Genomic DNA, 19,450 nt, shown 5'->3' on the forward strand with positions numbered 1-19,450 from the left:
TTTTGATTGTTGCTTCATCCATGTGAAGTACCTTTTGTAATTATCCTCTGAAGGATAAATGAAAATTAAGTACTTACACAAAATTTAGAACAGTCCCGAGATTTTAATTACATAAAACATTTCACATAAGAGCCTCTATTAAAGAAAGGCCCTTATAGAACCTTCCTTTAATTAAAAATTGACCAAGATTGAGTTCGCCTTCACAACTAAAAATAGCAAATCCTTATTTATTCTCCTTCAACCTCCAATTCTGCTGTCACATCTACATTTGTTGGCTCTATAGCGGAACGTACAGAGGGTGCTGAATAAATCACGTTGGGTTTATGTTGAGCATTAAATACCAACTGAAAAACATCTGGACGAGAATAATGCCCTACAGGATCTGCTGCATTTTTGGCAAAAATAATATGATTAAGATCAATGTCAGCGATTAACAGACCTTCTTCATCTTCGGCAAGTGGAGTGACAAGATTACCACCATCAGGGCCATAAATTCGTGATGCGCCACCACCAGTTTTTAGTAACTGTTTCTTTGTTTCATCGGTACATAAAGCGTCAATCATTTCCTGCGAAACCATCGCACAAGATGCAAGCACAAAACACTGTCCTTCAGCTGCATACAAACGTGAAGCCGCATTGTTGACTTCTGCACCAAGTGCGGCAGTCATATCTGTATATAAGCTAAAACTAGGCCATGCTGCGATATGGATTTGTTCGTGCTGAGAATACATTGCATAACGATTTAAGGGTTGTAAATGTTCCCAGCAGCACAGCGCTCCAATGCGACCAAGCGCAGTGTCATAGACTTGCAGAGAACTACCATCACCTTCACCAAATAAAGTCCGTTCTACATGGGTGGCTTTTAATTTTCGACGAACAGCAATGGTTTCCCCATGATGATCAATAATCCATTGGGAAATATACAGACTGCCATGATCACGCTCACTCAAGCCTAAAACCACATGCATATTATATTTTTTTGCAGCATCCGCAATTTGTTTGGCTTGTTCACTGTTAAGTTCAAGAGAGTTGAGATGGTATTGATATACCCAAGGCATATTTGCAGCGGGAGAATCTAACCACAAAAACCATGGGTAGCCTGGAATCCAAGTCTCTGGAAAGGCGATAAGTTCAACTCCTTTTTCCGCTGCTTCGGCAATAATTTTGATGGTTTTGTCTACGCTTCCTTGTAAGTCGAGAAATGCAGGAACCGCTTGTACACAAGCGACTTTAATTGAAGTTTTCATGAGTGATCCTTTCTCAATAACTAAGCAATATTGCACTTTTGGTTATAAAGCCAAAGATTGATCAGGGGGTATGCTGAGCAGGAACAAAAAATAGATCTATACGGAACTAAAAATCCAAAAATGATTTCAAATTTAAAAGAGATAAATTTTGCTTGATCTCAAAATTAGGGGGCGCTGAGTTGAAGGTTTACAAATTATGCTAAACGGATTAGCTTTATTGCATAAGCGTCTAAAAATAAGAGAGACAATGATGTTTAACTATGACACAAGGCGTGTCAAAAATAAGCTGCAACGTGACTATTGGCAGGATGCGATTAGTCAAGTATTTGTACCATTGACCTGTAATGTTTCTGTACAGCATGGCTTTTTTGGTGCTTTGTCTGCAAAACATATAGGCAATATTCAACTGGTTGAAATCAAAGGCTATGGTCAACATGTTGAACGGCATGCCTCCAATATTAGACATAGTCATCATGATGAGATTTTATTTATCTTCCTGATAGAAGGCCAAATGGGTGTTCAGTATCATGGTCGTGAACAATGCCTCAGCAAAGGGTAATTTATTTTTCATGATACCCAGCAGCCGTATGATTTGTATTTGAATGGACAATTCAATCAACTGGTTCTCATGTTCCCTCGTGAACAATTTCAACAGTATTTTGGGCGACCTGACCAGTTGTGCGGTCATGCTTTTGGTGATGGGCATCCACTGAAAATTTTATTATTAAATTACGCACATGATTTATTTTGGTTCCCTGAGCAGGCTTCAACAGAACTTCAGCAGGTGGTACTGCATAAATTTTTTGATTTACTCCGTTATGTGGTTCTTGATCAGATCAAAGACAAAACGCCTCGATCAAGTAGCCACAGCATGCTCGTACAGGTCAAGCATTTAATTCTGGAGCACTTAAACAATAGTGGGCTGAGTATTCATGATATTGCTCAAGATCTTCGTATTAGTTCGCGATATATCAGTAAACTTTTTCAACAGAACGAAACCACATTTGGCCGTTATGTGATGCAAAGTCGTCTGCAATTAGCCAAGAAGATGTTGATACAGACCAATGAACATACGCATAAAATTAATCAAATTGCCTATCAATGTGGATTTGATGATATGTCGAAATTCTCACGTGAATTTAGAAAACATTATGGTATATCGCCGAGTATGATGCGTAAGATTAACTAAATAGAACTACAAAATAGTGAGAAGTAAAATTACCGATAAGATGAATGCTAAATTTTTCATTTTTAAGCCCACAAGTTTAAGGCCATAAGGTCAAAACTGAAATTTCATTCATGCGTTTCAGAGCAATTTTAGATGGCTTAAACGCACTTTAGCAGTGATTTTAAGCGCTGAATCAGATCATGTAAATTTCATATAATGATTAGATGAATTATTTTGATTTTTATAAGGCGTTATTAATCTTTATCAGCAATGCAAACCATAAAGCAATATTGTTTATAGGGGCAAAGTGGGTTGACTTGTTGTAGGATCCTTACTATAACTTATTTATAATAATTTTAGCGATACTAAAATAATGGAAAATAAATCAATCACATATAAAACTTTATGGGTCTTTGCACTCATTCTAAGTTTAGGATTCATTATCTCAGCAAGTGTCATGGGCTATGCACTTAAGCAGTTTAATGGTGAAAAAAATTCAATAGTGGTCAAAGGGTTGGCTGAAAAACCCATACAAGCAGATCTAGCGCGCTGGGAAATTCATCTGCAAACCAGTCGTGCTTCAGACAGTGTTTCAGCCGCCTATCAATTGTTGGATCAAGAAATAAAAGCACTACAAGATTTCTTTATTGAGCATGGATTTAAAGCAACAGAAATGAAACTGGGTAATAAAAGCTCTCAACCCTATTATGAAGAAGTGAATCAAGGTGAGGGAAAATTTACCCGCGAGTTTAGAGGTTATACTGCGATGCAATCGCTAGTGATAAATAGTCGTGATATTCAAAAGATTGAGAAAGCCGCAAAAGATGCGTATTTATTAGATGAAAAAGGCATCTCCATCGAGCAAAAACCGCAGTATTTGGTGTCGAATCTAGAAGAAATAAAAATGTCATTGATCGCCAATGCAACTAAAAATGCGCATAGCCGTGCCAATGAGTTTGCAAAAGTTGGTGGGGTAAAAGTCGGTGCAATGCGTTCTGCAAGTCAGGGTGCGTTTTATATTTTACCTGAAAGTGGTTCTGATGATGATAGCGATTATGGTGGTGCTTACGACAAAGCCACCATTAATAAAATTGCGCGGGTTGTGGTGACCATCAATTATGCGATTGATTGATACAGCATTTAAATTGATAAAAGTGCAGTGCTAAAAAATGGGAGCTAGACTCCCATTTTTTATATTCTTAAATCGCAAAATCAATCACAGCACGAATCACACCTAAACTTAGACCAATAAATGCACCCACCACAACACCATTAACACGGATCATATGTAAATCACCGCCTACCTCATTTTCAATCTTGGCGATCATTTCGGTAGAGTCCCATTCATGGATACGTTGACTAATAAACTTAATCACTTTCTCACTATATTGGTCACTTAAATTGATGGCAATTCCGCTGATTCGATCATTCAGCAATTCACGTACAGACTTATTTTGCATCAAGTTTTCACCAAGCTGTTGAATGGCGATTCTTAAATTCATGGCAATACCCGAGTCTGCTTTAAGTAAGTCAGATTTAACCGCATCACATAAAATCACCACAGCACCAGTAATAAAGTTGAGTACCGGTTCACTGTCTAAAAGGGCATTCTTGGTTTCATTTAAGCTTATGCTGGCATGACTGTTGTTATCTGCCAATTGCAGCATAAGTTCATGTGCAGCTTCTTCAATTTTTTGACGAATAGGATGTTCTTGATCAGCAAGCATGGATTCCACTTTTTCAATCACTGAATCAATGGTGCGTTGCTCAACATCAATCCCAATCCAGCTGGCACCTTTGGCAAGGCGTGAAACACCAAGCTCTTTAAACATGGTTTGAGTGATTTCACGGGTTTTTTCAGGATGGGTCATCATCCATTCATGAGCAATATCTAGTCCACGTTGTAATACATCTTGATGGAAATCATTTTCTAAAACCGCACGCAGCATTTCACTTGCCAATTGGTTCATTCGAGTATTTCGAATCCATTGCACACTGTTGTTTTGAATAAAGCGTCCAATTTGATCCTGCCCCACAAATTCGAAAATTTTCGGAACCGTTTGCTGAATAACATCCACCACTTGACCGTTATTTTTAGGATTGGCTAGCCATTGACCCACAGCAAAACTAAGATCAATACTTTTTAAACTACGCTCAACAATTTGTGGGGAGAGAAAATTCTCTTGGACAAATTTACCCATCGATTCCGCAATACGTGCTTTATTACGTGGAATGATTTCGGTGTGATCTTTGAGAAATTTAGGAATGGGAATTTTCCCAAAGGGATTACGAAACAACACGGTAATCGCATACCAATCGGCTAAGCCTCCGACCACGCCAGCTTCAGCACCCAGCATGAGAATATGAATAAACCAAGCATACTCAGGCATCAGTTTGGCGGAAATGATCAAAGCAAACCATGCGACAACAGCCACCACCAAGGCGATGGTCGCAAAGCGTTTGCTTCGATCTAAGTTTGGAATTTCATTGAGAACTTCACTTTGTTCAATTCCGCTCATTCATTTTCCTAAATCGATTTCTGCATTTTTATTTCGTTGATGTTACCGCATCAGGCTGTGGTTGCAGTACTTGTCCTGTCGGACTAACACCATATTTTTGTCCTAAAGATTGCAAAATCAGACGAGCGTCAAATGCATCATTTGGCGATGACTTTTTATCTTTATAACATTCTATCGTATAGGAAATTTGCACAGGGTCAATGGTCACCACTTGTGGCATATCATAAAATGGGTCATTCCAGAACACAGGATGACGACGATAGCCCCAGCCATATGGATAGTAGTTTGATGAAGGGTAAACTACCGCTTTACGAGGCGGTTGCTGAGTGCGATTGCTTGGGTCATCTAAAACCTTGAAGTACGTAAATCCATTTAAAAGCGTGGTTTGTGCGGCTTTAACAAGATTAATTTCTTCAGCTGTCCCAAAACTCATATTGCTATTGCCTTGGAAGCTGATGCGATAGCTATGATCGTTAAGTGGAACCGTAGTGTATTGCCCAAGTTGGTCAAAGGTACGTGGTTTGCTTGGTGTCGTCGCACAACCTGTGATGGTGAGCGCCGCTGCAATAGTTAGACCAATGAGTACTTTGTTCATGTGTCTCTCCTTTCCATTCTTTTGGATGGAATTTAATGAATTTATAATCCTCAGTATATTGTTCTAAATTGATGGACTGACAATGAATTTCAAGAAGAATTTTGTTAATTCAGGATGATACTCAACAAGATAAATGACTGTTCACGTAAAATTTAAACAACAAGCACGGTATTATGCGTATTTGATCCATGATAAAAAATCAAGACTGTTAAGAGTGAAGGCTGTTGAGAGAGGGTTAAATGAGTATTCAAATTAAAGGTTATATTGCAACAAGTGCAGATGGTTATATCGCAACACCAGATGGTTCTGTAGCCTTTTTAGCGCCATTTCAAAGTATTGACTGTGGATATGATGATTTTATCCAAGATATCGATATTGTGATTATGGGGCGTAAAACCTATGAAGTGATTTGTTCTTTTGGTGAGGCGTGGCCTTATCCAAACCAGAAAGGATTTATTGTCACTTCTAATCCTGATTTAGCTTTAACACATGCCTCGCTTTCGCGGTGGAACTTAGCTGTGGATGAACTTGTTGAGCACCTTAAACAGAATTATAACGGCAATGTCTGGATTGTCGGTGGAACACAATTGCAGAATACCTTTATTGAACAGAAGCTGCTCAATACTTTAGAGGTTTTTATCATGCCTGTTCTTCTTGGAAAGGGCATACCGCTATTTCCAAGTTTTGACTCGCATGAACAGCAGTTAAAGTCCATACATGCTGAAATGATTGAAAATACCATTATTAAACACAGCTATGTTTTCTAACGCTTGTTGTTTCTGATGGATCAGTATGCTTTGATGTGCGGGTCAAACAGCTTATGCAAAATGTTTCTGCATAAGCTGTTTAGATAAAAATAAATAGGATTAAAAATGACTATTTGGTTGTTTTAAAAATTCAATTTCTTCTGCCGTTGAGCTTCGCCCTAAAATTTGATTACGGTGAGGATAACGCCCAAAACGATCAATAATCACTTTATGCTTTTTCTCAAAATCTAAATTGAGTGGATTGCCCAACTCTTCAAAAAGCTGTAAAGCTTGGATATGGATAATTTTTGATTCACTATGCATAAATGGCATATACAGGAATGAACGCTGTTCGGGGCTTAATTGTTGATCTAAATTCAGCTGAATTGCTTCTTGTGCTAGCGCAAGTGCCAAGGCATCTTGTGCAAAAGATTCAGCATGATCTCGATACAAATTACGCGAGAATTGATCTAAAACAATAATTTCAGCCAAGCGACCTTCTGCTGTGGCACGCCAAGTCCATAGCTCACAATGTTTGGCTTGATCCAAGGTATGTGCAAATCGCTGGTGCAAAGTTTGATCGAATGCGTCACTTTTTGCGAACCAAAATGGTTGAGTTTCTTCACTAAACCAAAAATCGATAATTTCTTGATAATTCATAGTAGTTACAATTCTTTAGTGGTAATTTTTCTATAAAATCACAAATTTTAGATGTCTTGTAGAGGTAGTTTGTGTTAAAAACTTTTCCGAAATAAAGTGAATAATTCATTTAAAACAACGATGCTTATACGTGTATATCGATAAATAACGTTATACTGCGCGCATCAAAACATTTTATTTTAAAAAATTCTTTAAGATAAGCGAGTAAGTATGAGTCAACCCGAAACGATTTCCCAATCTTTAGTACCAAATTGGGTGGATTCTACCTTATTCAGAGGCATGTTACGTGGCATCGAACGTGAAAGCCTGCGTATGCAAAGTAATGGCTTTTTATCACAGGCTGATCATCCTCAGTCTTTAGGCTCAGCCCTAACACATCCGCATATCACCACAGATTATTCAGAAGCTTTGATGGAGTTTATTACACCTCCCAAAGAAAGCATTCCTGAAGCGTTAAGCTTTTTAACCGATGTACATGCTGTTGTGCATCGCCATTTAGAAAATGATGAAAAGCTGTGGACTTTGTCCATGCCATGTATGTTGGATGACAAAGAAGAAAATATCCGTTTGGCACAATATGGCACATCCAATATTGGTCAATTCAAAACCTTATACCGTCATGGTCTCGGCATCCGTTATGGGCGCCGTATGCAGACGATTTCGGGTGTGCACTATAATGTGTCTTTCCCAGATACGTTATTTGAACAATTACAACAACACGAAAGTAATGAAGCGCTTAAAGCATTAAGCCTGCAAGATTATCGCAGTCATCGTTATCTTGGGTTGATCCGTAACTTTATTCGTTTAACTCCTCTCGTGATGTATTTGGTAGGTGCTAGCCCTTCAGTCTGTAAATGCTTTATGACAGGGCGTGAACATCAATTGTTGCCTTTAATCAAAGGCACATTATTTCTACCTTATGCCACAGCATTGCGCATGGGGCGTTTTGGTTATCAAAATTCCGCCCAAAAACAATTGGGTATTCATTACAACAATTTAGAAAGTTATGTGGCTGAATTACAAAAAGCGGTCAATTCACCTTATGCACAGTTTAGTCATTTAGGTTTAAACGATGCCTATGGTCAGCCGATTCAAATTAATGATCACGTCTTACAAATTGAAAATGAATACTACAGCTTAGTCCGTCCAAAACAAGTGCCACAAGCAGGGGAAACGCCATCTCAGGCCTTGTCAAATCGTGGGATTGGCTATGTTGAGTTACGCGCGGTAGATGTAAATCCATACAGTGCGATTGGCATCGATGAGGATACAGCAGGCTTCTTGGAAGTGGTTGCGTTGTATTGCTTGCTTAAAGAAAGCCCAGATCTATGGGATGAAGAACAAGATATTATTGAGCAAAATCAGGCTGAAGTGGTCAATCGTGGTCGTGCGCCAAATGCGAAAATCATTGAAGCGGGTGTTGAATATCCATTACTTGAGTGGATTCAACAGCATGTCACCGCCATGCAACCACTTGCAGATCTACTCAACCAATCCTATGCCACAGATTTATATCGCCAAGCATTGACGGTGATGCAAACACGTATTGATGATGTGGATGAAACGCTATCAGCGCATGTGATTGCCGATACTGTAGAGCAAGGTGGCACATGGAATTTTGGTGGCTATATGGCCAATCAACATATCCAAAGTTACGAACAACATGTATTAAGTCCAGAAACTTTAGCGTATTTTGAGGGGCTTACTCGAACATCTCTCGCAGAACAACAGCAACTTGAACAAAATACAAGTATAAGTTTCGAGGATTATCTGAGTAAATTTAGATAAAGCATTAATTAGATAATGAGGAAGTTCCATGCAATGGCGTAGTTATCGCTTCGTAAGTGGTCTTTTATTTTTGGCAAGTGTGATTGGTATGTCATTTGCGCTCTATTTAGAGCATGTACAAGGGCTTGAGCCATGTCCACTGTGCGTATTTCAACGTATTGGATTGATTGGTCTAGGGCTAATTTCATTGATTGCCTTTTTGCATAACCCAAAAACAAATGTATTTAAGCGCATTTATAGCGTTTTGGGTTTAGCTGCGATTTCTTGGTCAGTTGGTGTTGCCGCTCGTCATGTGTGGCTACAAAACCTACCCAAAGATCAGGTCCCAAGTTGTGGTCCCGGTCTGGACTATTGGGTCAACACTTTACCTTTAAAGGCTGTGTTTGAAAATGTGCTTAAGGGTTCTGGCGAATGTGCCATGGTTGATTGGACTTTCTTAGGACAGTCTTTACCTGTTTGGTCATTACTGTTTTTCAGTGTATTGGCATTGATCAGTCTATGGCAGTTGTTTAGAAAGTACTAATTTAAAAACATTAAGAGCCAGTCTAAACTGGCTCTTTTTCATATAAACTTCAATTATTTATAAATCAAGCAAAATCATGAAACATATAATAAATTTAGCCGGGATCGGCATACTGGTCTGTTTGGCTACAGCACAAGTCTCTGCAAAACCAGCCAGCAAAGTGGTCAGTAAAGATGTGTCTTGTCAGTTTAAATCTGAATTTGATGACACCATTCCAGCCGATGTTTCCTATATCAAATTGGGTGCTCAGCCATTTAAAAAATTTATTGTCAATCCAGATTATTTTTCAAGTCGAATCGAAGACTGTCAATTACATGGCGGCAGATACTACGTATTGTCTGTGTCGCAGAGCCATCCAGCAAGAACGCTTGCTCAGTCGCTGATTGAGGTGACGCAATTTGACTTAACAGGCAAAAAGCTCAGCCAAAAAATTTATAATAAAGCTTGGACTTGTGAATTAAAACAAGATTTTATTGTAAAAAATCAGCGCTTATTGATCGATACCCAATGTGCAGAAAAATCAAACTTTGATGAATATGGTGACATGATTGATCCTCAGCAGAACAAGTCTTATCAAATTGAAGTGAAATAGCAAAAAAGGCTGACTGAAGATCAGCCTTTTTTACAATTAGGTCTCAACAATCCCTTGCATACTTTCTAATTTAATCAAATATTTGCGAATTTGTTCTTCTGCCAATTCGTCATGGTGCGGATAAAACCATTTGGCAATTTGTTCCGAAACCAAAGGATGATATTGAATCTCAAGATGGTTTAAGCCATAAAACACAGCTTTATGCGATTCAGGTAATTTCAACTGGAAACGTGGGTTCGGGTGTTCACCCAAGGCACTTTTAACGCTGACCAGATAGTCGCCAATCACTTTTAAGGTGCGGTTTTTACGGTTTTCAAACTCCAAGGTACCTGCAATTAAAAAGGTATTGATATGCGATGGTAGCGGAGCTGGTTTGCGGTTGTCATCCATCAAACCAATACGGGCATTGTTATGCTCCCAGTCATCATCTCGAACACTTCCATAACGCAAGTCTAAGATGCCATTACTGCGGATATTGACGATATGGCTGATCATTTTAACAATCGGGAAATTACCCACTTTCTCTTGCATGGCAAATCCGAAACGTTCTAATAACGCACCATGATGCGGAGAACCAATACAAACCAGATTCTCAACCATGTGGAACCACTGGTGCATGTTTTGTTTGCCATAGAACAGCGCACTGCGAGAAACCAAGCCGCCCATACTGTGGCCAATTAAATCAATGCTGGTAATGCGAGGGTTACGTTTGATTAAATCTTCTAAAAGATTTGCCAATGAACGTCCATTGGCTGAAATTCTGCGTCCAGTATTGTAGTGAAAATACAACATGGTGTTGTGATCACGTTGCGCCAAGAGTTTCTCACCAATACCGCCATTGTTACGATTGGTCCAGTCTTGATAATTCATACATAAACCGTGAGAGAAAATCACCACACGGCCAGCCAAATCACCTTGCTGTAATGAACCATAATGATCATAGAGCACAGGTGACAGTGCGAGCGGATTATGGGTTGCCAATAAATAATCGCCCAGTACCCCATTTAAAACACTGACCAAAAAAGTCATGTGAGAGGTCAATGGCTTATCATGTAAATTTGGAAAACGTTCAATGGTTTTACGTAAAATTGGAGCAATCAGGTGGCTACCATAATTTTGCAATGCGTGATAACCAAATTGATAGAATTTATCGACAATTGGACGGGATTGGAATCGTTTGGCTTTTTGTTTACTTAAGCCAAAAATACTCAGCAACATTTCACGTTGAATCGACTGGATGAAGTCTTGAACCATGCCACTGAGTGGCGTACTCACTAACTGCGCTAAACCTTCTAATACGTCGGCCTGACTTGGAGGCGAACGATCCCACTTACAATAGGTTTCGTGTAAAGGGGTTAAGCTTGGCATTGTTATTTCCTCATCCATATTGATCTGGAACAAAGACTTTATTTTTGCTGTAGATCAATGTATAAATCCCTAGGCAATCATCTTATCTTGTTCATCCTGAACGCTATTTAAAATACCGATAATTGCGATTAAGTTTTAGTTTTTTGTCGGACAATATCCTGACATATACAAATTAAAACAATAATGTGATTTGAATCACATTAAAAACTAAAACATTGGTGGTAAAAAAGCAAACTATTTTCAATGAATATTATTTATTTACATGGTTTTAAAAGTAGTCCTTTATCAATAAAAGGGCAACAACTAGATGATTATTGTCGATGTTATTCATCGCATAGTGTGCATTTGCCTGATTTAAACCAGCATCCGCAACAGGTTTTAGATCAAATTTCAGCGCTCATTGAAAAATTGCCTGATGTTGCACTGGTGGGGAGTAGCTTTGGTGGCTTTTATGCGACACAATTGGTCGCAAAATATGGTGTGCCTGCTGTTTTAATTAATCCAGCTATGCGACCATGGCAATTGTTCAGTAACTTATTTGGAATTGAACAGATTCCCTATAAGATCAATGAACAATGGACTTTAGATCGTTTACAACTTGACTATTTGGAAGCGATTGCCGTGCCATTTGTACAAGATGCAGACAAAATACTGGTCTTATTGCAACAAGGTGATGAAGTTTTAGATTATCGTGACGCTGAACGGTATTATAGTGCAGCTCCACACACATCATTGATCATGACAGAAATGCATGGTAATCATGCGATGGAAGATTTTGCAGATAAAATACCCATGATTCTGGAATTTTTATCATACTCCGTAAAATAAAAGGAAAAAACTCAACGTGTCTCAATATACGGCCCAATCACTTGAAGTATTATCTGGTCTAGATCCTGTACGTCGCCGTCCAGGTATGTATACCGATACCACTCGTCCAAACCATTTGGCGCAAGAAGTAATTGATAATGCTGTCGATGAGGCACTTGCAGGACATGCCAATAAAATTACTGTTACGGTATATAAAGATGGTTCGTTGTCGGTCGAAGACAATGGGCGTGGTATGCCAGTCGATATTCATCCTGAATACGGACAAAGCGGGATTGAAATTATCCTGACGAAACTGCATGCAGGCGGTAAATTTAGCACCGATAACTATCAGTTTTCGGGCGGTTTGCATGGTGTAGGGATTTCCGTGGTCAATGCCTTGTCTGATCGTGTTGAGGTTGAAGTTCAACGCCACGGCAATCTTTATAAAATGGCGTTTGAACATGGTGAACCTGTTGCGCCTTTAGAGGTTTTGGAAGGTAAAGCGCCAAAACGTGCTACGGGAACAACAGTACATTTTTGGCCAGAAGCGAAATATTTTGACTCACCTAAATTTGCTTTAAAAGCGTTAAAACATAATCTCAAAGCCAAAGCTGTATTGGCTGCTGGTCTACAAATTAATTATATTGACCAGATTAATGACGAAAAAATTGAATGGCAGTTTGAAAATGGTCTCGTCGATTATTTGATGGATGAATTACAAGATCGTGAAATCATTCCAGATCCTGCCTTTGTTGCAACGGGTGAAGCTGAACGCGCCAGTGCTGAGTTTGCAATTTGCTGGAATGCTGAGGGTGGCGAACAAATTCAGGAAAGTTATGTGAATTTGATCCCGACGGCACAAGGAGGAACCCATGTAAACGGGTTACGCTCAGGTGTTACCGATGCGATGCGTGAGTTTTGTGAGTTACGTAACTTGTTGCCACGTAATCTCAAATTGTCTGCTGAAGATGTTTGGGACGGGGTCAATTATATTCTGTCGCTTAAATTCCAAGAGCCACAATTCTCAGGACAAACCAAAGAACGTCTTTCAAGCCGAGAAGCATCTAACATTGTTTTAAATATTGCCAAAGATGCTTTTGCACTCTGGCTAAATCAAAACTCTGAAGTGGCCATGCAATTGGCTGAGATTGTGATTGCGAAAGCGGGTCGCCGTTTAAAAGCAGCTAAAAAAGTTGAACGTAAAAAGATTGTTGCCGGTCCTACCTTGCCCGGAAAACTATCAGATTGTGTCGGTCATACCCTTGAAGAATCGGAACTGTTTATCGTCGAAGGTGACTCTGCCGGTGGTTCAGCAAAACAAGCCCGTGATAAAAACTTCCAAGCGATCATGCCGATTCGTGGGAAAATTTTAAATACTTGGGAAGTGTCTTCTGACGAGGTGTTGGCTTCTCAAGAAGTGCATAATATTGCGATTGCAATCGGTGTAGATCCGGGCAGTGATGATCTTTCCGAATTACGTTATGGCAAAATTTGTATCCTTGCCGATGCCGATTCAGATGGTTTGCATATCGCGACCTTGCTTTGTGCACTCTTCGTCAAGCATTTCCCTGCAATGGTCGATGCTGGGCACCTATATGTTGCAATGCCACCATTGTTCCGTATCGATGATGCCAAAGATGTTTATTACGCGCTTGATAACGAAGAGTTAGAAGCTATCTTAAAGAGAGTTAAATCTAAAAACCCGCAAATTACTCGATTTAAAGGTTTGGGTGAAATGAACGCCAGTCAATTGCGTGAAACCACCTTAGATCCAAATACACGTCGTTTGGTGCAGTTGGATTTGGACGACACGCATCACACAACAGGCTTACTGGATAAATTACTTGCCAAAAAAAGGTCAGGTGATCGTAAAGACTGGTTAGAGCAAAAAGGTAATTTAGCTGATCTGAGTGTTTGATCGCTGAACTTATGCATATTTAAAAAATGATGCCTGAGAGCATCATTTTTTTGGTACCTCTTAAATATCGCATTGATGCAAACAGAATTATATTGATCGTAATACAAACTATTTCTGTATTGCCTTTCTATTTTTTCTCCTATTCTTTTACCTCGACTCCATCCATCTTAGGGATTGGATTATCCCGTCAAAATCGTTTGGTGCTGTAAAGCAAAATTTATCCCGAAAGCCCTAAAAATTTAATTTTGGGTAAATTTTTTGCACTCTCATCGCTCATTTTAAACAAAAAAAATCGCACTTAATTTGACCAGTGTGGCTTTTAATCTCGCATTTTTACTTGCTAAGTGCTGGCTATATCCAGTGATTGAAAGGCATTTGATGCCTATCAATGTATCTTCAATTTATATAAAACTAATAGCATTTAATGTTTTGATTTTATTATATTTTATCAAGAAAAATATTCAGCGATAAAAGCACAAATTCTCCACTTGGCATAAAAATTGAATTAAGCCTGTCAGGTAAAAGCAAAATCGCGCATTCAAAAATGCACCAAAAGGTTTGGAGAGAAAAAGATGATGTTCCAACAAAAAATGTTTTCAAAAACACTTCTCGCTGTGGCAATGATGGGGAGCATTGCGCTGACAGCTTGCTCAAAGCCCGCAGATAAAACGGAAGCGAAACCCGCAGCAGAAAATAAATCGGCAACTGCCACAAGCGGTGACACAATTAAAGTGGGCATTTTGCATTCATTGTCTGGAACAATGGCTATCTCTGAAACGTCGCTTAAAGATACGGCACTGATGGCAATCAATGAAATTAATGCCAAAGGTGGGGTGATGGGGAAAAAGCTTGAGCCCGTTGTCGTTGATCCTGCATCAGACTGGCCATTATTTGCTGAAAAAGCCCGCCAGTTGATAACTCAGGATAAAGTCGCTGTCATTTTTGGCTGCTGGACTTCAGTTTCTCGTAAATCAGTGTTACCGGTTGTAGAGGAGCTCAATGGTCTGTTGTTCTATCCAGTGCAATACGAAGGCCAAGAACAGTCTAAGAATATTTTCTATACAGGTGCAGCACCTAACCAACAAGCGATTCCTGCTGTTGAATACTTAATGGGTGAAGAGGGAGGTAAGGCGCAACGTTTTGTCCTATTAGGTACCGACTATGTTTACCCGCGAACCACCAACAAAATTTTACGTGCATTCTTAAAGTCTAAAGGCGTTGCCGATGCAGACATCATGGAAGAATACACGCCATTTGGACACAGTAATTATCAAACCATTGTCGGCAATATTAAGAAATTCGCTGCGGGTAAAAAGACTGCGGTTATTTCCACCATCAATGGCGATTCTAACGTACCGTTCTATCGTGAATTGGGTAACCAAGGCATAAAAGCTTCGGATATTCCTGTGATGGCTTTTTCAGTCGGTGAAGAAGAATTACGCGGGATCGACACCAAACCACTGGTCGGGCATTTGGCATCTTGGAACTACTTCATGTCTGTGAAAAATCCAGTGAATACTGAATTCGTCAATAAGATGAAGCAATATGCAGTGGAATATAAGCTACCCAATGCCAGTAAATTGGTGACCAATGACCCAATGGAAGCCACCTACGTTGGTATCAATATGTGGAAACAAGCCGTTGAAAAAGCGGGAACAACGGATGTGGACAAAGTCCGTGAAGCGATGGCAGGTCAAAGCTTTAAAGCACCGTCAGGCTATACCTTAAGTATGGATGCTACTAATCATCACTTACATAAGCCAGTGATGATTGGACAAATTCGTGGTGATGGGCAATTTGATGTGGTTTACAAGAGCCCGCAACCGATCAAAGCGGAACCATGGAGCCCGTACATTCCTAAATAAAGACTTTACGACCCCAAAAGCCCGCTATATGCATAGTGGGCTTAACTGATGACTCAACTTTAAAGGTCATTGTATTTAAACAAAAATAGGGGGAGTTGCACATGTCACTTAGACTGAAACTTGCAGCACTTTTTTTTACGATCTCTCAATTATTTCTTATTCAACAGATTTTTGCTGAATCTGTGCATAGCGCGCAATCGTCATCCGCTCAGCCAACGGCAAGTCATGATGATGCCATTCAAAAATTTGTACGTGCAGATTTTGCAAAGCGTCGAGCGATGCTGAATCAATGGCCAGCAAGTATAGACGAGCTTGATAAGCTGGTGGCCTATGTCGAAAACGACGAGCTTTATACCGACAGTTCGGGCAATACCTACATCATGAAAGCTGGCGATAAACTGTTCAGTTATCCAGATGAACAGGCAATTACTGATTGGCCAGGTGATTTAAATCAAGTGACGCTGGTCAACACTTTGCATAAAGCCTTGAGCTTTGGTCAGGCGAAGATCAAGTTACAGTCCACAGACGCATCACAGCGATTGGCTGCGATTGATATCTTGGAGAATAATTTAGATGAACTGGATATTAAGGTCATCAACCAACTTTATCTCAATGAAAAAAATAATAAAGTGAAGGCACGTTTAGCCCAGTTAAAAGCACGAATTGATTTTAATAGTCCAGATACGCTCACCAAAATTCAAGCGGTTAAAACCCTAAAAGATTCTAGTCGTCCTGATGTTTTGGCGATCATCGAACAAGCGCTAACACAGCCAAACTTAAATCCAGAATTAAAGGCTGCATTGGTCAGTGCGCAAAGTAGTATTAAAACCCGCATTCAAGCCAGTGAATGGACAGGACATGTTTTTTCAGGCCTCAGTACCGCAAGTATTTTATTGCTCGCAGCATTAGGACTGGCGATTACTTATGGCTTACTCGGTGTGATCAATATGGCACATGGCGAGTTGATCATGATCGGTGCTTATACCACTTATGTGGTGCAAAGTTTCTTTAAAACCCATTTGGGTGCTTATGTCGATTGGTACCTGATTGCAGCAATTCCAGCAGCGTTTTTAGTCAGTGCTTTGATTGGCATGTTGATAGAACGAACCGTGATTCGCCCGTTGTATGGCCGTCAGTTAGAAACCTTGTTGGCGACCTTTGGTGTCAGCCTTATTTTGATGCAATTGGTCCGGATGATTTTTGGTGCGCAGAATGTGGAAGTATCAAATATTTCATGGCTTTCAGGCGGGATTTCGCTTACACCTAGTTTGATGCTGCCGTATAACCGTATCGCGATCATCGTCTTCACCATCACTGTATTACTTTTGCTGGTTTACCTGCTCAATAAAACCCGATTTGGTCTATTCGTCCGTGCAGTCACGCAAAACCGTCAGATGGCACGTGCTGTCGGTATTCGCTCTGCACGAATCGATATGATGGCCTTTGGACTGGGTTCAGGACTTGCAGGGCTGGCAGGCTGTGCCTTGGCACAAGTTGGCAATGTCGGACCTGACTTAGGACAAAACTATATTATTGATGCTTTCCTTGTGGTTGTAGTGGGTGGTGTTGGTCAAGTTTGGGGGGCTGTGCTTGCCGCATTAGGTTTAGGTGTGAGTGGAACAATTCTCGAAATTGGTATGGGCGCAGTGCTCGCCAAAATTATTCTCTTGGTTCTTGTGATTCTGTTTATTCAAAAACGCCCACAAGGTTTATTCGCTATCAAAGGTCGTTTTGTGGAGTAAGCCTATGAAAATCACATCATTACTTTCAGATAAACCCTATAGTGCAATCGCCATAGCTGTATGTTTCGCTGTGATGCTGATTTTGCCGTGGTTTCATGTGTTGCCACAAGATTCCGCTTTACACCTCTCAGCATACTGGGTGACTTTGATTGGCAAAATCATGTGTCTCGCCTTGGTTGCACTGGCTTTGGATCTGGTCTGGGGTTATGCCGGCATCCTGAGCTTAGGGCATGGATTATATTTTGCTTTGGGTGGTTATGCTTTTGGTATGTACCTGATGCGAGAGTCAGCAGGCGAGCAATTACCTGACTTTATGCGCTTTCTGAGTTGGACTGAGCTGCCTTGGTATTGGGTCGGAACCCAGCATTTCTTATGGGCTTTGGCTTTGGTGATTTTAGTACCAGGCGTGATAGCCTTTATCATTGGATTCTTTGCCTTCCGTTCTAAAATTAAAGGTGTGTACTTTTCGATTATCACCCAAGCCATGACTTTTGCTGCAGCACTGTTGTTCTTCCGCAATGAAACAGGTTTTGGCGGGAACAATGGCTTTACTGGATTTAAAACCATTCTTGGGATGGATATTACCTCTGCTTCTATGCGAGCAACATTGTGTTTCCTTACGGCCTTAGTGTTGTTACTCAGCTTTATCGGCTTACGTAGTTTAATGAATAAGCCTTATGGTCGAGTGTTGGGGGCAATCCGTGATAGCGAAAACCGGTTGCAATATTTAGGCTATCGTACCCTGTGGTACAAACTGTCGGCATGGGTCCTTTCAGCGGTGATTGCCGGAATTGCAGGTGCATTGTATGTCCCACAAGCAGGCATCATTAATCCAAGCGAAATGAATCCTGTGAATTCGATTGAAATGGCGGTTTGGGTTGCAGCAGGTGGTCGGGGCACATTGATTGGCCCAATTCTAGGTGCAGGTCTGATCAATGGAGTTAAAACCTATTTTACCGTTGCATATCCTGAAATATGGTTATTGATCCTTGGTGCATTATTTATCGTTGTAACCATCTTCCTCCCTAAAGGGGTGATTGGATTGCTTGAGCGTTTTAAAAAGGAGGATCACTAATGTCAGAGCTATTGTCAGATTTGGGCTTAAATTCGCAGCATGGTGGTCAAATCGGTGAGGGTTATGGTCGTCCTAAAGCTGAAGGTGCTGATTTCAGTCATGGTATTGCGCTTTATTTAGAGAAAGTCAGTGTATGGTTTGATTCTTTCCGCGCTTTAAATGATTTGTCTCTTTACATTGAAGAAGGGGAGTTGCGCTGCATTATTGGGCCAAATGGTGCGGGAAAAACCACATTGATGGATGTCATCACCGGTAAAACACGTCCTACCGAAGGTTCTGCTTTTTTTGGTCAAAACTATGATCTTGCCAAAATGAGTACAGAGCAAATTGCAGAAGCGGGTATTGGTCGTAAGTTTCAGAAACCAACTGTATTTGAAAATTTTACCGTGATGGAAAATCTGCTCCTTGCTGCGCCAAAAGACAAAACCGTGAAAAAAAGTTTTTTTAGCAAGTTAAGTTCCGATGCACAGTTGGCTTTGGATGAGTCTTTGCAACAGATTCGTTTACAAGAGTTTATTCAAAAGCCTGCGGGATTGTTATCACATGGACAAAAGCAGTGGCTAGAAATTGGCATGCTGTTGATGCAACGACCTAAACTGATTTTGTTGGATGAGCCCGTAGCGGGAATGACCGATGCTGAAACTGAACGCACAGCAGAGTTATGTTTGGAATTAAAAAAGAATCATACCTTAGTTGTGGTCGAGCATGATATGAGCTTTATCGACACCATCAGTGAGAAAGTTACGGTTCTGGCACAAGGAGCCATTCTTGCAGAAGGAACCTTGGCGGAAGTACAAGCCAATGAAGATGTGATTGAAAAGTATTTAGGACGTTAAG

The 19,450-nt window shown here is 40.2% G+C and carries 17 protein-coding genes and 1 pseudogene; 13 read left to right on the forward strand and 5 right to left on the reverse strand.

All coding sequences use genetic code 11. The features are described from left to right. Positions 1 to 227: 227 nt before the first annotated feature. Entirely contained in the window at positions 228 to 1,247 is a 1,020-nt protein-coding gene (locus ACG916_RS14660) for a carbon-nitrogen hydrolase family protein (protein ID WP_419330279.1), read from the reverse strand. A 247-nt stretch (positions 1,248 to 1,494) separates the two neighbouring features. Here ACG916_RS14660 and ACG916_RS14665 point away from each other — a divergent pair, with 247 nt between their 5' ends. The 3 genes from ACG916_RS14665 to ACG916_RS14675 all read left to right on the forward strand — a co-directional run bounded on the left by ACG916_RS14665 (position 1,495) and on the right by ACG916_RS14675 (position 3,547). Then, positions 1,495 to 1,806: a cupin domain-containing protein gene (locus tag ACG916_RS14665; RefSeq protein ID WP_419330280.1), complete on the forward strand. Its 312-nt coding sequence runs from the start codon at positions 1,495 to 1,497 to the stop codon at positions 1,804 to 1,806. Positions 1,807 to 1,845: 39 nt separating this feature from the next. Beyond that, complete coding sequence (locus ACG916_RS14670) at positions 1,846 to 2,436, forward strand: helix-turn-helix transcriptional regulator (protein ID WP_419330281.1); 591 nt, start codon at positions 1,846 to 1,848, stop codon at positions 2,434 to 2,436. 352 nt (positions 2,437 to 2,788) lie between these two features. Beyond that, positions 2,789 to 3,547 carry an SIMPL domain-containing protein gene (locus tag ACG916_RS14675; RefSeq protein WP_034611176.1) on the forward strand — a complete coding sequence of 253 codons (759 nt, stop codon included), beginning with the start codon at positions 2,789 to 2,791 and terminating at the stop codon, positions 3,545 to 3,547. A 67-nt stretch (positions 3,548 to 3,614) separates the two neighbouring features. Here the strand turns inward: ACG916_RS14675 and ACG916_RS14680 are convergent, their stop codons facing one another. Together ACG916_RS14680 and ACG916_RS14685 are read right to left on the reverse strand one after the other, a co-directional pair. Next, positions 3,615 to 4,934 (reverse strand): DUF445 domain-containing protein, encoded by a 1,320-nt coding sequence (locus tag ACG916_RS14680; RefSeq protein WP_419330283.1) that lies wholly within the window; start codon positions 4,932 to 4,934, stop codon positions 3,615 to 3,617. 28 nt (positions 4,935 to 4,962) lie between these two features. After that, on the reverse strand, positions 4,963 to 5,529 hold the full coding sequence (locus ACG916_RS14685; protein ID WP_004718687.1) for a CC0125/CC1285 family lipoprotein: 567 nt from the start codon (positions 5,527 to 5,529) through the stop codon (positions 4,963 to 4,965). A gap of 239 nt (positions 5,530 to 5,768) precedes the next feature. On the opposite strand from ACG916_RS14685, the gene ACG916_RS14690 reads away from it, so the two are divergent. Further along, positions 5,769 to 6,296 (forward strand): dihydrofolate reductase family protein, encoded by a 528-nt coding sequence (locus ACG916_RS14690; protein WP_419330285.1) that lies wholly within the window; start codon positions 5,769 to 5,771, stop codon positions 6,294 to 6,296. Positions 6,297 to 6,395: 99 nt separating this feature from the next. Here the strand turns inward: ACG916_RS14690 and ACG916_RS14695 are convergent, their stop codons facing one another. Then, the gene (locus tag ACG916_RS14695) at positions 6,396 to 6,935 is read right to left on the reverse strand and encodes a DUF924 family protein (RefSeq protein WP_004718682.1); all 540 of its coding nucleotides are present in this window, start codon (positions 6,933 to 6,935) and stop codon (positions 6,396 to 6,398) included. Positions 6,936 to 7,145: 210 nt separating this feature from the next. On the opposite strand from ACG916_RS14695, the gene gshA reads away from it, so the two are divergent. The 3 genes from gshA (at position 7,146) to ACG916_RS14710 (ending at position 9,838) form a co-directional block, all read left to right on the forward strand. Beyond that, positions 7,146 to 8,723, forward strand: coding sequence for a glutamate--cysteine ligase (gene gshA, locus ACG916_RS14700; protein WP_419330287.1), 1,578 nt, complete (start codon positions 7,146 to 7,148; stop codon positions 8,721 to 8,723). Between the two features lie 28 nt (positions 8,724 to 8,751). After that, positions 8,752 to 9,246 carry a disulfide bond formation protein B gene (locus ACG916_RS14705; protein ID WP_004818338.1) on the forward strand — a complete coding sequence of 165 codons (495 nt, stop codon included), beginning with the start codon at positions 8,752 to 8,754 and terminating at the stop codon, positions 9,244 to 9,246. A gap of 76 nt (positions 9,247 to 9,322) precedes the next feature. Continuing rightward, positions 9,323 to 9,838: a hypothetical protein gene (locus ACG916_RS14710; protein ID WP_419330288.1), complete on the forward strand. Its 516-nt coding sequence runs from the start codon at positions 9,323 to 9,325 to the stop codon at positions 9,836 to 9,838. Positions 9,839 to 9,874: 36 nt separating this feature from the next. Here the strand turns inward: ACG916_RS14710 and ACG916_RS14715 are convergent, their stop codons facing one another. Continuing rightward, positions 9,875 to 11,206, reverse strand: coding sequence for a PGAP1-like alpha/beta domain-containing protein (locus ACG916_RS14715; RefSeq protein WP_004818342.1), 1,332 nt, complete (start codon positions 11,204 to 11,206; stop codon positions 9,875 to 9,877). A 243-nt stretch (positions 11,207 to 11,449) separates the two neighbouring features. On the opposite strand from ACG916_RS14715, the gene ACG916_RS14720 reads away from it, so the two are divergent. The 6 genes and pseudogenes from ACG916_RS14720 (at position 11,450) to urtD (ending at position 19,449) form a co-directional block, all read left to right on the forward strand. Next, the gene (locus ACG916_RS14720) at positions 11,450 to 12,034 is read left to right on the forward strand and encodes a YqiA/YcfP family alpha/beta fold hydrolase (RefSeq protein WP_419281163.1); all 585 of its coding nucleotides are present in this window, start codon (positions 11,450 to 11,452) and stop codon (positions 12,032 to 12,034) included. A 16-nt stretch (positions 12,035 to 12,050) separates the two neighbouring features. Beyond that, the gene (gene parE, locus ACG916_RS14725; RefSeq protein WP_004718669.1) at positions 12,051 to 13,931 is read left to right on the forward strand and encodes a DNA topoisomerase IV subunit B; all 1,881 of its coding nucleotides are present in this window, start codon (positions 12,051 to 12,053) and stop codon (positions 13,929 to 13,931) included. A gap of 575 nt (positions 13,932 to 14,506) precedes the next feature. Further along, positions 14,507 to 15,796: an urea ABC transporter substrate-binding protein gene (urtA, locus tag ACG916_RS14730; protein ID WP_151802412.1), complete on the forward strand. Its 1,290-nt coding sequence runs from the start codon at positions 14,507 to 14,509 to the stop codon at positions 15,794 to 15,796. 227 nt (positions 15,797 to 16,023) lie between these two features. Beyond that, positions 16,024 to 17,538, forward strand: a pseudogene (gene urtB, locus ACG916_RS14735) (urea ABC transporter permease subunit UrtB); the annotation flags it as partial. Between the two features lie 4 nt (positions 17,539 to 17,542). Then, positions 17,543 to 18,613: an urea ABC transporter permease subunit UrtC gene (gene urtC, locus ACG916_RS14740; protein WP_419330290.1), complete on the forward strand. Its 1,071-nt coding sequence runs from the start codon at positions 17,543 to 17,545 to the stop codon at positions 18,611 to 18,613. Continuing rightward, positions 18,613 to 19,449 (forward strand): urea ABC transporter ATP-binding protein UrtD, encoded by an 837-nt coding sequence (gene urtD / locus ACG916_RS14745; RefSeq protein ID WP_410004151.1) that lies wholly within the window; start codon positions 18,613 to 18,615, stop codon positions 19,447 to 19,449. Before urtC ends, urtD begins: the two co-directional genes overlap by 1 nt. The last annotated feature ends 1 nt before the right edge of the window (position 19,450 follow it).

This window comes from Acinetobacter legionensis (genome assembly GCF_048552295.1).
In the GTDB taxonomy this organism is placed as follows: domain Bacteria; phylum Pseudomonadota; class Gammaproteobacteria; order Pseudomonadales; family Moraxellaceae; genus Acinetobacter.